The following is a 13,947-nucleotide window of genomic DNA, read 5'->3' on the forward strand; positions in this document are numbered from 1 at the left end:
CTATGATATTACTTTAACGATTAAAGTCAACCATTAACGTATATCTGCTTTAAGCTGCTTTTCGAGACTTGAGTCAATAGAATTTATTGCTTCGTTAACAATTGCATCGGTTAAAGTATCATTTTCATTTAGGAAAGTTAAACGATAAGCAAAACTCTTTTTATCTTCGGCAATGTGAGACCCACGATATACATCGATAATGCGTAAATCATGGAGGTACTTGCCACCATTTTCTTTGATGACATCTTCAACAGCTTGGTTAGTAATTTCCTGGTCTACTAAGATTGAAAGGTCACGTTCAACTGCAGGGAATTTCGGCGCAGTTTGTGCTGTAGTATGTGGGTTAAGAATTAGTGGAATAATATCATCGAGATTTAACTCGTAACCATAAATTTCGCTATCCTTCATAGCTTTATTAGATTGTGTGACAGTGCGGTCTAACATACCAATCATGCCAACATATTTGTTCTTAATGTATATACCGGCAGTTCTGGTGGGATGCATATACATAATTACTTCAGCCTTGTATTCAACATTATCTGTGTCAATCCCCAAAGCTAAAAACAAGTTGGTAAGTTGTCCTTTAACATAAAAGAAATCAATTTTTTCATTATTGTTTTGCCAATTTTCAAAATAAACATTACCACTATATAGTGCAGCTAAATGTTCATGTTCATTATAAGTATTATTTTCGAAGTCATAGACACGTCCTTGCTCAAAAATTGCCAGTTGATTTTGCTTGCGAGCCATATTATAGGCTGCAGCATCTACAAGACCTGTCATAAGGTTTTGTCTCAGAGTTGAACGGTTTGAATTCAATGGCATCTGGACCTCAACTGGCCTCTTAGGTTCTTGGGAAAAGCCAATTGCTTTTTCAAGTGAAGTTAGTGAATAAGAAATAGCTTCTATTAAACCTTGACCTTGAACAATATTCTTAATACGTCTAATGGCTTCTTCTTTTTTAGAATAGCCACCATGTGTTTCTGCTAAAACTGGCTGTGTAGATTTGATATTATCATATCCATATAAACGTCCAACTTCTTCAACAAGATCAGCAGGAATAGCTACATCCCAGCGCCGCGCTGGCACATCAACAATTAGTTCATCATTATTAATTTCTGCCTTGAAATTCAAGCGGGAAAAAATTGTAGCAATTTCTGATGAAGAAATATCAGTACCCAAAACTTTATTTATGTAAGAAATCGTTGTTTTAATTCGAACTGCTTGCTTTTCTTCACTACTTCCCGTAATCACACCTTCATTTATTTTTCCAGAAGCATCATTACGCAGTAACAGAGCAGCCATATCTAATGCCCGGGTTGTTGCATCCCAATTAACACCTTTTTCATAACGACTAGAAGCTTCTGTCCGATTAGCGTGACGCAGAGCAGCTTTTCTAATTAAGGTTGGATCAAAAATAGCAGACTCTAACAAAACATCAGTAGTATCAGCTTCAATTTCAGAATTAAGACCGCCCATAACTCCGGCCATCATCACAACTTCTTCACCATTTGTTATAACAATGTCATTAGGATCAAGATCAACTTCTTTATTGTTTAAAAGTGTCAATTTCTCGTTCTTATTAGCTTTTCTAACCACTAACTTATTTGTTTTAAAAGCACGAGCATCGTAGCTGTGCATTGGCTGGCCGGTTAAAAGCATAATATAATTTGTCACGTCAACAACATTATTAATGGGTCTAATGCCGGCATTCCAAAGCCGCCTTTGAAGCCAAAGCGGGCTGTCCCCTATTTTCACATTACTGATTTTGCGTAAATAGAACTTAGGTGCAAGCTCAGGATCAACATCTAAAGTGAAGTCTTTTGTCCAATCTGGACCGTCTTCCTTAAGGGTTATATCTTCAACTCTGACAGGTGTGTCAGTAATAGCACCGACTTCATAAGCTGAGCCTTCCATTGATAAGGTATCAGCGCGATTCGGAGTAATGTCAAAGTCAAAAATATAGTCATCCATTCCTAACGGAGCAAATGCGGACTGTCCTGGTTTGATATCGGCATCTTTAGGAAAAACATATATACCCTTCGCATATTTTTCAGGTACCAAATTATCTGGAAATCCTATTTCTTGTAAGCCACAAATCATACCATTTGATTCATTTCCACGTAATTTGCTTTTTTTAATTTTTACATTACCAGCAATCCGAGCACCAGGTAAAGCCACCACTACATCTTCTCCAGCAGCAACATTAGGTGCACCACAGACAATTTGATGAGATTCATCTTCTCCCACATCAACATGAGTAAGATTCAGGTGTGTGCCAGCAATTGGTTCACAGTCAATAATATGACCAACAACTATCTGTTTCATACCCTCTTCAGGATGCTTGACACCGGCTACTTCGATACCTGTACGTGTTATTTTTTCAGCTAACTCCTTTGGATCTTGGTCTAAATCAATAAAATCCTTCAACCAACTATATGAAACCAGCATTATCTTTCCTCCTTACTGAATTGCTCTAAGAAGCGAACATCGTTAGTATAGAAATCACGAATATCATCAATACCATATTTAAGAATGGCAAAACGGTCTAATCCCACGCCAAAGGCAAAACCACCATAAACATTGGCATCAACTCCAGCATTTTCAAGAACATTAGGATGAACCATTCCAGCACCTAAAACTTCGATCCAGCCAGTATATTTACAAATTGAGCAACCCTTGCCATTGCAGTTAAAGCAGGAAACATCCATTTCAACAGAAGGTTCAGTAAAAGGAAAGTAACTAGGACGCAGACGGGTTTCGCGGTCTTGACCAAAAATATGCTTTGCCATTAATTCCAAGGTTCCCTTTAAATCACCCATCGTAATGTTTTTATCAACTACCAGACCCTCCATTTGCATAAACTGATGTGAGTGAGTAGCATCATCATCATCACGACGATATACTTTACCTGGTCCTACCATCTTTAAAGGACCCTTGGCAAAATCATGTTTTTCTAATACTCGTGCCTGGTCACCAGAAGTCTGAGAACGTAATAAGTCTTCAGAATCTATATAAAAGGTTTCTTGCATGTCTCTTGCCGGGTGGTCTTTTGGCAAATTCATCATTTCAAAACAATAATGATCAGTTTCAATCTCTGGTCCTTGCACAACTCTATAACCCATGCCAATAAAATATTTTTCGAGATCATCCAAAATGATATTGATTGGATGCTTTGTACCAAGATGCATTTCGCGACCAGGTAAAGTAACATCGATTTTTTCTTTTGCCAGTTGTTCCTCAACTAAAGTTGCTACTATTTCATTTTTAGCATCATCCAGCTTAGCATTGAACAGATCCCGCAATTTATTTACTCGTTGCCCAACTTCACGTCTATCACTTGGATCAATATCTTTCATTGAATGAAGAATAGTTGTCAATTCGCTTTTACGACCAGTTAATTTAACACGAACATCATTTAACTTTTCTTCATTTTTAGCCTTATCGATCTCATCAAGACCTTTTTCACGCAGTTCTTTTAACCTGTCAAATAAGTCCATAAAATTTTTCCTTTCAAATCAAACAAAAAAGCTTCATCCCAAAAGGGACGAAGCTTCGCGGTACCACCCTAGTTTGGACACCAAATGCCCACACTCATGTTTCGATAACGGTGAATACCGGAATGGATTAGATTCTACTAGTAAGATGAAATTCACAGTTCTGTTTAGACTTTTCTTTCAGCTCAATAAAAAAGTCTCTCTGATTAAATGAATGCTGCTACTAGTCTTACTCTTTGTAATTAGTTAATAGAATATATCTTTTTTAAAAAACTTGCAAGTGGATGTATAAATTTAAACCCACTTATCTGCCCAGCCATGAATTTGGTCAAAAACAGGTTTTAATTCCTCACCTTTTTGTGTCAGGCTATAAGAAATGATTTTTGTTCTGCTGTCGACTGAACGATTGACAATATTTTCTTTTTCTAATTCTTTCAATCTTTCGACCAAAACACGGTCAGAGCAAGGCAGTACACACTGTGCCAGATCTTTAAAGCGCATATAATCACCGGCACACAGTGAACTAATGATTAAACCATTCCACTTCTTACCAATGATTTTAAATGCGTTAATAAAATGTTTGCAGTATTCATAATTTGAAGCGCCACAACCCGCACAGTTTTTGTCCTTAATACCTTGAGCCATGATACAGTCCTCCCACAAGAAAGTGTCTACTTTGTGTTTATTATATTAAATATACTTACTAAAAACAAGTATTAATAGTCAGGAGAAATAGTAGATGATGATTCCAGCTGCTACTGCAGCATTCAATGATTCAGCTTCGCCTTTTATAGGAATATATAGTTTCTGATCACATATTTTTTCTATTTCTGAAGTAACACCATGTGCTTCATTGCCAATAACAATCCCTACTTGTGGCGCTTTTACAAGCTCTTGTAATTTCCTAGCATTTTGATCCAGCATGCTTGAATATACTGGTATTGCATTATCCTGCATTTCTTTTATTACATCAATCAAATCTTGAACAACTAACTTGATATGAAATTGACTTCCTTGCATTGCGCGCTGAGTCTTAGGATTATAGATATCAACACTTTCAGGTGATAAAACAACACCATCAAATCCCGCCGCATCTGCTGTCCTAATAATTGTACCGACATTCCCAGGATCTGCCAGATGGTCTAACAAAACCCATTTACCAAAATTAAAATGGTAGTTTTGCGGTTGAGTAATTTTTAAAACCATAAATATATCTTGTGAATTTTTAGTGCTGGCAAGATGATGGGCAACAGTAGAGTTAATTACGAAAGTATTCATACTTGTCAATAAGTGAGGAAAAATATCTTGAATCTTAGCTAAAGCTTCTTCAGTGCCTAAAAGATACTTGTACTTTTCGTTTGCATTGAGAGCTTCAGTGACTAGGTGAAAGCCTTCGATTACGTATAATCCATTTTCTTGGCGATATCTTTTTTGCTTCAGTTTACTTAATTCTTTTACCAATTTATTTTTTAATGAACTTATTTTTTTAGACATTAAGGTATCTTCTTTCGTATTTATCAATATTATTTTTAATTTCAAGCTGATAAAATGTTAAAATCAAGAAAGTAGGACTAGGAAGGATTATTATGGGATTTTTTAACAAACACAAGAGCGAAAGAAAAAGCGATCCAACTGATAATTCAAGAGAAACTTGGCAATTAACCATTTCAGGCATTGTCCAGGGTGTAGGTTTTCGCTGGAGCGTATTAAACCTGGCTCAAAAAATGGGGATGACTGGCAGTGTTCGTAATAACAGTGACGGGGCAGTCACAATTACTTTACAGGCAGAATTAAGCCGAGTCAATCAATTTTGTGCTGAATTACCCAAAAATATTTCTCAATTTGCTCGCATTTCAAATATTAAAAAAGAAAAACTAACAAAAGTAAGCAAAATGACTGGTTTTCATGTATTATATTAGTTATTGGCAAAAAATAATAATTGGGTGAATTGAATGAAAAAATTTCGCAAATATATCGGATTAATTACTGTTTGTTTAACAGTCATGTTATTTGTTACTGCTTGTGCACAAAATGGTGGGGTTAATAAACCGCCAACAGGCTTTATATACGGGTCAATCTATAAATTTATCGGTAAACCCATGCAAAATATAATGCTCTATTTTTCTAACCTCATAGGTGGAGCTAATGGAGCTGGCTGGGCCATTATCATAATGACTTTTGTAGTTAGAATGATTCTTTTGCCGTTAATGCTTAATCAACAAAAGAAATCAACTAATCAGCAAGAAAAAATGGCACGTCTGCAACCGCAGATGAAGCTAATTCAGGATACTATGAAACGCAAAGATCTAAATCAAGATCAGCAAATGACTTTAGCCGGCTGGCAGCGTGAACTATATTCTAAAAATCATTTATCATTAACTGGGGGAATGGGCTGCTTACCGTTAATCATCCAGTTCCCGATTATGATCGGAATCTATGATGCTGTAATGTATTCAAAGAGTTTGGCAAGTTCGTCATTTTTTGGTATTTCACTAAGCAGCAGGTCTATATCAGTAACGGTGTTTGCCACTATTTTTGCTTTTGCTCAAGGCTATCTTTCATTAGTAGGAATTCCCAAAGAGCAAAAGAAGCAAATGCAATCTATGATGCTCATGAATCCCATTATGACGCTCTTCATCTGCCTCTCTGTATCTGGTTCAGTTGCTTTATACTGGGCTGCCGGAAACTTTTTCTCCGTTATTCAACAGTTGATAGTAACATATATCATTATGCCTAAAGTTAAAAAAGAAGTAGACGAAGAATTAAAACGTGAACCTATTACAGAAGTTGTAACAAAGGAAAAAGTAGATGAGCTTCTTAACGTTAAGAAGGCTTCTCCTGCTCAGTCCCAACAAACAAAACAGTTGCACGAAAACTTACGTAATCGCAACAAAGGTAAGCAACAAAGACGACCTTAGTTGTTTTATTAAGTCCCAAAAGTGGTCCAACTTTCTGGCTCACATACAAGTTGATAATTAAAAAGACCCTTTAAGTCTAAATTTGATTACATTAAACAGATAATCAATAGGCTTCTTAGGGTCCTTTTTAATTTGTTTCTTTTTTATTTTTCTTTGCTTTTTCAGCTTCCTCACGTTTATGCAATTTTTGGGATTGAGCTTTTGTAAGTGCTGGGAATTCTATTATAAACTGACTTCCTTGTCCTTCTACAGATTCGACACCGATTTTCCCATGATAACTGGTAACTAACTTTTGAGCAATTGATAAACCTAAACCGTTGCCACCCTTTTCTCTAGTTCTAGCTTTATCAACTCTGTAAAACCTATTGAAAATTTTGCTTTGTTCTTTTTCAGAAATACCTTCACCAAAATCCTGGACTATAATATGCACATCATATTGCGACAATCCTGCTGAAACATTCATTTCCTTGCGGTCGGTGGAATATTTAATACCGTTATCAATTAGAATAACAAGTAATTGTTCCAAATGGCCTTGATAAATTTGAATTTCAGTATCGCTAGGTAAATCGTCCATATCCAGTCTGATAACAAAATCCTTATGAACGAGTGACATATCACCAACGACCCGTTTAAGAACTTCAGAAACTTTGGTCACAGCATTAGGGTACTGTACATTAATTTGTTCCGCACGCGTTAAATCAAGCATTTCTTGAATTAAATGCTGCATTCTTTTAGCTTCTTGTAAAGAAGCATCAATTGATTCTTCCAAAATCTCTGGCTCATCCTTGCCCCAGCGTTTAAGCATGTTTAAATGACCTTCAATTACCGCAACAGGAGTGCGAAGTTCATGAGAAACATCACCCACGAATTCCTTTTGCTGATCAATATAGCGTTGCATTCGATCTAACATTTGATTAAAAGAAACTGCTAATTCTTGCAATTCATCATGACGATGGAAATCCCTGATTCTTGCAGTACTATTTGGATCATCATTAACTTCTAAAGCAACTCGTGACATTTCTTTCACAGGCTTTACAATGTCACGAACAATTATATAAGCTACCAGTGTAAAAAGTACTATAGCTATTAAAGAAATTCTTACCATCCACTTTAACAGGTCTTTCATTAAACCGTTGTAATATGTCATTTTATTAGCAACAACTATATAACCTGTAACTTTTTCTGAATGAGCAGCTCTAACTTTTTGATAAGTAATCAGTTCTTGTTTATGATTCTTAAAAATACGAGTCATCTCATAGTCACCTTTTATATTCTTAAAAGGAATAATTTTGCCACCATTATCAAAAACATCTTCTTTTCTAAGATTATAAACAACTACACTCAAATCTGGATTTGTTAACGAAGACAATAAATCATCGTTAAATGCACTGTTATGTTGGTCAGAGCTGATCGGGGCATTGCCTTTTAATACTTCTCTAGCAGATGGTGTTAAAGCCGGAACAACATTTGCAATTTCTAATTCTTTGGGTATTCTTTTCAGGCTACTATTGAGCTTGCTTACCATCTCATTCGATGTTTCTTTTTGCTGGACCATCGATTGCTGACCTACAAACGAATATATTATTACTGAAAATACAATAAAAGAGACCATAATCGTCAGAGCAACGATACTAACCCATCGCAATACCAACGATGAATGTTTGGTCTCTTTTTGGGATCTTTTTTTACTTCTTTTCATCATCCTCATCTCTTACCATGTAGCCAGTTCCACGAACCGTTTTGATATATGATTGTTTACCAGGCACGTCAATTTTATTGCGTAAATAACGCACATAGACTTCGACAACGTTTGTTTCGATATTTGAACCAGGTCCCCAAATTTTTGCCAGCAACTGATCACGGCTAACCACGTTGTTTTTATTCTTAATCAAAGTCATGAGCAGGTTATACTCACGTTTAGTTAAGTCAACTGCTTTACCATCTCCACGGCGAACAATTCTATTTGCTGTCTCAATAATAAGATCCTTGAATTTTACTACTTTCTTTTCAACAGAATCATCTGATGCGTCTTTTTCAATTTTTACTCTTCGTAAAACTGCACGCAAGCGCGCCAAAAGCTCTTCAATTGCAAATGGCTTAACAATATAATCATCAGCTCCATGATCAAGACCAGAAACGCGGTCAATAACAGAATCACGTGCAGTCATCATAATGATCGGTGTACTCTTAACTTGACGAACTCTTCGGGCAATTTCTAAACCATTAAGATCAGGAAGCATAAGATCTAGCAGAATAGCATCAAAATCTTCTTTCAAAGCTAAATCTAAGGCCTTGCGACCATTACTTTCGACAACAGTATCATATTTTTCATGTTTTAATTCCAATTCAACAAAGCGCGCCAAATTTTTTTCATCTTCAACAATTAATATTCTTGCCATTTTTCGTCATCCTTTTAAAACTTAATTTTGATTAATTTAATTTAATTCTTGTCAACAAGTAAAGCATACTTTAAAAATGCTTTTAAAACAAGATTAAAAACCAGCATTTCAACAATACTGATTTCTAATTATATTTAATTATTCTTATTTAACTAATTGTGGTTCTCATTATTTTCTTTAAATAAATCTTTTAATTTAGCAAAGGCAGGGTTTATTTGTTCCTTTTCTTTCTTATCAAATTCATCTTCTGAGATCACAGCCCAACCTTTTCCTTCGGGATAAATATTTTGTTCTCTTTCTTCTGCAGTCAAAATTGTAGTTGGGATATGTAGTAAAATATTGTCTTCAATTGCTTTTTGCAAGTTAATAACTTCATTTTTCACTTTTACGATCGGAATGTCACTTTCATCAATTTCTTCTTTAGCCACATCTATATCAGTATAATTTTCACTAAAGTGAAAATTTTCTGTATATTCAACGGGATTCAAGCTGCGACTAGAAGGAACAATCAAACTGGCTTGCACTTGAAAGTCTCCGGTAACATATGGTTGATTGTAAAACGCATCACCTGAAACGGTCACGTTATTTACTTGATAAACTAAACCGTGACTTCGCTTAATAAATTCCTCTGTTAATTCAAGCTCGCATTCAATATGAGTCAGAGGTTCATTACTATTTTTTATTTGAGTAAAATTTAAAGTTAACATTTAGACCTCCAGCGGACGTTGTCCAAAGTTTTGATCAACTCCCATAAGTTGTTCAAAAAAGCGATCAACACGTAATTGTAATTTCATCGAACCATTTTTAGTATTTTTTTGATCAACCTTCGATATGATGTCTGCGAATGGTTTTTTCCTGATTTCTTTAAGATATTTTCTCCCGAGTCTGCTGTAGCCTAGAAGTAAAAGCGATTCATGGTTAAAACTGTTAATCATGTCTTCCTGAGTTACATTTAAAAGCGTATACAGGCTTAGACGGCGCAAGCGAGAATACGTATAACGCTTTGACTTAACTCTTCGCAAAAATTCCGTAAAAGTTTGTGCTGCATGAATTTCATGTTTCATTTTATACTCAAGGCCTTCACTCATTTGGTATATTTTTCTCAATTCTGAAACTGAAGAAGATTCCAACTTATACTTCAAGAATGGAAACAACAGATTCCAATTTGGATAATTTTTCTGCTGAAATAAAAGCTGTACCTCTTTTTTAGGCAGCCATTGTTCTAAAGTATAATTAGTTTCATTATGGAGAATCATATTTCGAATTGCACTGGCGCTTTGAACAACTTTATTGCTCTGCAAGACATCATCATGACCGGCACCAATCCGATTAACTGGATGCAAAACTATGGGCGTACCCAAATTATGATTAGCAACAGCATACGCCAAAGCAAGAATCGCATTGGGCTCACTAACTTCATGACCAACTTCTCTTGCTACCATTTGATTATATTGGGTTGAATAAGTTTGACTGTAATCATTAAAGTCCATGTGACTTTGTGGAATTTCAGCAATCTTACTACCTAAATAGGCATAATTTTGTGTAGCGTCTTCAACACCAAAAATTAAGTCAGTGACGCCGACTTTGACTAATTGGTCAATACTGCCAAGTGCAAACAAATCAGCTGGTTCAACCGAAGTGGAAAATGGCAGTTCAAGTACTACATCAGCACCACTTTCAAGCGCTGCCTGCGCACGAGACCATTTATCCATAATTGCCATTTCTCCACGCTGAACATAATTGCCTGACATGACAACAATGATCGGGTCTTTACTGCCTGCAATATAGCGAGCCTGATTCATTAAAAATTCATGCCCACTATGGAAGGGATTGTATTCCGCAATGATCCCTACTACACTCATTGTTAGCTAATCTTCCTTTAATTCTAATTTTTTGCCGTTAACCCACAGTTTTTCAACATTGTAAAAATCACGTGCATCTTCAGTAAAAACATTTACAACAACGTCGCCTAAATCGAGCAGAAGCCAATTTGATTCACTCGTGCCTTCAACGCGATAATCATAATAATTAACCTTATGAGCTTCATCAATGATAGCATTAGCTATAGCATGTAATTGTCTGTTTGAACCAGCACTGGTCACAACATAATAATCAGCTAAAATACTATGTCCTTGCATATCGTAAGCTGCAGTATCTTCTCCATGCCGATCACTAATTGCCTTTAGAGTAAAAGCCAATATTTCTTTACTAGTCAATTTTTCTCCTTATTCTTTAATACCCCAAACATTATAAGCGTCTAAAGTACGTGGATAAATTTTATTTCTTTTCTCAATTAAAAATTCAAGAGTATGTGCTAATTGATAGCCGACTCCCCTGTCAATATTAGCATAAGTTATTTTACGCGCTTCTTCAACTCCTGGAAACGACCTGCCAGGTTCAATATAATCAGCCATAAATACAATTTTATCTAAAGTTGTCATTTCAACGTCAGCTGTTGTATGCCTGCGTACTGCCGTTAAAATTTCTGTATCATTAATTTTCAGATCTCTCTGAATAAAATATGTACCCACAATACCATGCCAAATGCTTCGATTCCAATTTAACAGGTCCTGATCAAAGCCCTTGGTTTTAATAACTTCACGATATTCCTCAACTGAAACTTGTTTTGCATAATCATGTATAAATCCAGCTAATGCGGCTTTATCTTCATCATATTGGTTTAACTCTGCTAATTTTTTAGCTGTTTTGCTAACTCCAATACAATGCTCAAAACGATCTTCAGTCATATTACTTTTTTCTTTAGACACAATTTCAGCACTAGATAGAACCGAATAAGTCTTTTTGAAAAACAAATTATTCATGATATATGCCTTTTTTCTGAATATAATTTCTGACTGTGTCAGGTACTAAGTATCTGATTGATCCACCAATCGCAATAGTTTGTCTAACAAGGCTGGAACTAATTGCGATGGCAGGAACATCAACCCAAATCATTGGTAATTTAGCTTTTTGGGGGTATCCGGCCCTTTGAACTCCGACAAGCGTTGCCAGTTGAGCCAATTTAGTAGGCTCTTTCCATTCACCTAAATTATTAACTTGATCGCTGCCCATAATCAAGTAATAATGATTTTCAGGTTGAGATTCACGTAAATATCTTAAGGTATCAACAGTATATGAAACTCCACCACGATATAGTTCAAATAATTTTACTTGGAACCGAGGATTATCTTGAGTACCCAACTCAAGCATATTTGCACGGTCTTGTGCAGAAACGACTGGCTGATCCTTTAATGGAGGAATATTGGTCGGAATAAACCAAATTTCATCAAGATGGAGTTTAGTCAATACTTGCTCCGCTACTATTAAATGACCTAAATGAATTGGATTAAATGTTCCACCCAAAATACCGATTTGACGCCCTTTTTTAGGCCCTATTTTTTCTTCGGCTACTTCAACAGTTGGCGTTTTTTGATAATTTTTAGCAATAGCAATCATTATATCCTCTAAATTAATGCACGTCTAATACCTAAACCAATTTTATCTGGTGTGTATATTCTAACCAAGCAATTTGCCGGGACGGTAACAAAACCTATTCCACCAAAGAGCAAATCACTTTTTTCTTTAGTATGATATTCCTGTCCTTTTAAAGGCGGCAACTCATCACTTTGTGATGGTGGAGCAAGTAATTCGCCAAGGTGTTTGGCAAAGAAACTATCAGCATTTTCCGTTTTAGTCCTGTGAATATATAATCCCCGTGCCGCATAAACCGTAAAACTTGCTTTCCCACCTTTTAAAAAGTCTACTCTGCCCAATCCAGCTAAAAATAAAGTGTTACCTGGATTAAGCTGAAAAGTTACAGGCTTAAGCTGCTTTTGCGGTGAAATCAAGCTCAATTCCTGAGCATTCAAACGCGTAGCCAGTTGATTTTCCGTTATTATACCCGGTGTGTCAACTAAAAAATGACCATTTGCCAGAGGAATTTCAATCTTATCAAGTGTTGTACCCGGAAAGCGGGAAGTGGTGATTAAATTTTGGATATCACCCATCTGGTCAATAACTGCATTAAGAAGGGTGGATTTGCCTACATTAGTCGTTCCTACAAAATAAACATCTTGATCATGTGAATTTTGATCTAAATACGCTATCAGTTCTGGCAAATTAGTCTTGCTTTTTGCACTTACCAGAAATATTTTCTTAGGATATAACCCAATTCGATTGGCTTCTTGCCGCATCCAATCCTTTATTTTGCTTTGACGCGAATTTTGCGGGAAAAGATCGAATTTATTGCCAACAAGAATAAAATCATTCTTTCCAATAAAGCGTTTAATTGCTGAAAGCAAGGAGTTGGTGAAATCAAATAGGTCTACAACATTTACAATTAAGGCTTTCTTCTCTGACAAGGAATTTAATAATTTTAAAAAATCATCATTGTCAAATTCGACTGGCATAATTTCATTATAATGGCGTAGCCGAAAACAACGCTGACAATAAATATCGTTGCCGTCAGCTTCACTTTCTTGCGCCTGTTTTAAACGCGAGGCAGGCAAATAGCCTGCTTCTTCTGCATTATCAGCTTGAAGAACTGCTCCGCAACCAATACAAATAATTTGGTCATCCATTTTTTAATGTCTCCTTAAATGTAACTGGGTGTGAAAGATTTAAAAAGAAAAAAATAATTTTCTCAAAAAAGCGATTAATACGTGTATTCCACTTATCAGTTTGAATAAGCGGTTTTACTAATACGGATTCTACACCAGCCAAATTTCCTGCTTGTATATCTGTGATTAACTGATCACCAACCATCATAACCTGGTCTTTTTTTAACCCCATACTCTTTCTTTTTTTAGTTATGGCAAAGGGCAACGGCTTTTTAGACTTGGCTACAAAGTCAATGTGATAAGGATTTAAAACTTTGCCTACTCTTTCAGCATTATTATTAGAAATCACAACTAACTTAATACTAGCTTGAGCTAATTTTTTATTGAGATTATTCATTTTTGCAGCAGTTTCGAACTCATTCCAAGCTAAAAGAGTATTGTCTAAATCTGAAAAAACAGCTTTGATACCTATTTGCTTTAGCACTTTAATATCTAAATGATAAATCGTGTCAATTGTATAGTGTGGTCTGAATAACATTCAATTTCCTTCTTATCTATCATTGCACTAGTTTAA

At 35.7% G+C, this 13,947-nt stretch carries 15 protein-coding genes and 1 other annotated feature; of the genes, 2 read left to right on the forward strand and 13 right to left on the reverse strand.

Annotated features, from left to right (window positions below; translation table 11 throughout):
* Positions 1-33: 33 nt before the first annotated feature.
* The 4 genes from pheT to DKL58_RS06040 all read right to left on the reverse strand — a co-directional run bounded on the left by pheT (position 34) and on the right by DKL58_RS06040 (position 4,991).
* Positions 34-2,451 (reverse strand): phenylalanine--tRNA ligase subunit beta, encoded by a 2,418-nt coding sequence (gene pheT / locus DKL58_RS06025; protein ID WP_109586467.1) that lies wholly within the window; start codon positions 2,449-2,451, stop codon positions 34-36.
* Positions 2,451-3,500 (reverse strand): phenylalanine--tRNA ligase subunit alpha, encoded by a 1,050-nt coding sequence (pheS, locus tag DKL58_RS06030; protein ID WP_109586468.1) that lies wholly within the window; start codon positions 3,498-3,500, stop codon positions 2,451-2,453. Before pheS ends, pheT begins: the two co-directional genes overlap by 1 nt.
* Positions 3,501-3,540: 40 nt before the next feature.
* Positions 3,541-3,743: a binding site (T-box leader), on the reverse strand.
* 48 nt (positions 3,744-3,791) lie between these two features.
* On the reverse strand, positions 3,792-4,142 hold the full coding sequence (locus DKL58_RS06035; RefSeq protein ID WP_045928299.1) for a winged helix-turn-helix transcriptional regulator: 351 nt from the start codon (positions 4,140-4,142) through the stop codon (positions 3,792-3,794).
* 78 nt (positions 4,143-4,220) lie between these two features.
* Complete coding sequence (locus DKL58_RS06040) at positions 4,221-4,991, reverse strand: TrmH family RNA methyltransferase (RefSeq protein WP_109586469.1); 771 nt, start codon at positions 4,989-4,991, stop codon at positions 4,221-4,223.
* Positions 4,992-5,083: 92 nt separating this feature from the next.
* Between DKL58_RS06040 and DKL58_RS06045 the strand changes: the two genes are divergently transcribed.
* Positions 5,084-5,416, forward strand: a complete 333-nt coding sequence (locus DKL58_RS06045; RefSeq protein ID WP_109586470.1) for an acylphosphatase — start codon at positions 5,084-5,086, stop codon at positions 5,414-5,416.
* Positions 5,417-5,449: 33 nt separating this feature from the next.
* A complete protein-coding gene (gene yidC / locus DKL58_RS06050) occupies positions 5,450-6,415 on the forward strand; it encodes a membrane protein insertase YidC (RefSeq protein WP_045928302.1) in 966 nt (321 codons plus the stop codon).
* A 127-nt stretch (positions 6,416-6,542) separates the two neighbouring features.
* Here yidC and DKL58_RS06055 read toward each other — a convergent pair whose 3' ends face one another.
* The 9 genes from DKL58_RS06055 to DKL58_RS06095 all read right to left on the reverse strand — a co-directional run bounded on the left by DKL58_RS06055 (position 6,543) and on the right by DKL58_RS06095 (position 13,911).
* Positions 6,543-8,123: a HAMP domain-containing sensor histidine kinase gene (locus tag DKL58_RS06055; protein WP_109586471.1), complete on the reverse strand. Its 1,581-nt coding sequence runs from the start codon at positions 8,121-8,123 to the stop codon at positions 6,543-6,545.
* Positions 8,101-8,814 carry a response regulator transcription factor gene (locus tag DKL58_RS06060; RefSeq protein ID WP_109586472.1) on the reverse strand — a complete coding sequence of 238 codons (714 nt, stop codon included), beginning with the start codon at positions 8,812-8,814 and terminating at the stop codon, positions 8,101-8,103. Before DKL58_RS06060 ends, DKL58_RS06055 begins: the two co-directional genes overlap by 23 nt.
* A gap of 152 nt (positions 8,815-8,966) precedes the next feature.
* Complete coding sequence (locus DKL58_RS06065) at positions 8,967-9,521, reverse strand: DUF177 domain-containing protein (protein WP_109586473.1); 555 nt, start codon at positions 9,519-9,521, stop codon at positions 8,967-8,969.
* On the reverse strand, positions 9,522-10,676 hold the full coding sequence (locus tag DKL58_RS06070) for a nucleotidyltransferase (protein ID WP_109586474.1): 1,155 nt from the start codon (positions 10,674-10,676) through the stop codon (positions 9,522-9,524). It lies immediately after the preceding gene.
* Between the two features lie 6 nt (positions 10,677-10,682).
* Positions 10,683-11,030, reverse strand: coding sequence for a ribosome silencing factor (gene rsfS / locus DKL58_RS06075; RefSeq protein ID WP_045928307.1), 348 nt, complete (start codon positions 11,028-11,030; stop codon positions 10,683-10,685).
* A gap of 9 nt (positions 11,031-11,039) precedes the next feature.
* Positions 11,040-11,636, reverse strand: coding sequence for a bis(5'-nucleosyl)-tetraphosphatase (symmetrical) YqeK (gene yqeK / locus DKL58_RS06080; protein ID WP_109586475.1), 597 nt, complete (start codon positions 11,634-11,636; stop codon positions 11,040-11,042).
* The gene (locus tag DKL58_RS06085; RefSeq protein ID WP_109586476.1) at positions 11,629-12,270 is read right to left on the reverse strand and encodes a nicotinate-nucleotide adenylyltransferase; all 642 of its coding nucleotides are present in this window, start codon (positions 12,268-12,270) and stop codon (positions 11,629-11,631) included. The genes yqeK and DKL58_RS06085 overlap by 8 nt, the downstream gene beginning before the upstream one ends.
* Positions 12,271-12,278: 8 nt before the next feature.
* The gene (yqeH, locus tag DKL58_RS06090) at positions 12,279-13,394 is read right to left on the reverse strand and encodes a ribosome biogenesis GTPase YqeH (protein WP_109586477.1); all 1,116 of its coding nucleotides are present in this window, start codon (positions 13,392-13,394) and stop codon (positions 12,279-12,281) included.
* Positions 13,387-13,911 (reverse strand): YqeG family HAD IIIA-type phosphatase, encoded by a 525-nt coding sequence (locus DKL58_RS06095; protein ID WP_045928311.1) that lies wholly within the window; start codon positions 13,909-13,911, stop codon positions 13,387-13,389. Before DKL58_RS06095 ends, yqeH begins: the two co-directional genes overlap by 8 nt.
* Positions 13,912-13,947: the final 36 nt, after the last annotated feature.

The sequence above is a fragment of the Lactobacillus kullabergensis genome, assembly GCF_003151025.1.
In the GTDB taxonomy this organism is placed as follows: domain Bacteria; phylum Bacillota; class Bacilli; order Lactobacillales; family Lactobacillaceae; genus Lactobacillus; species Lactobacillus kullabergensis.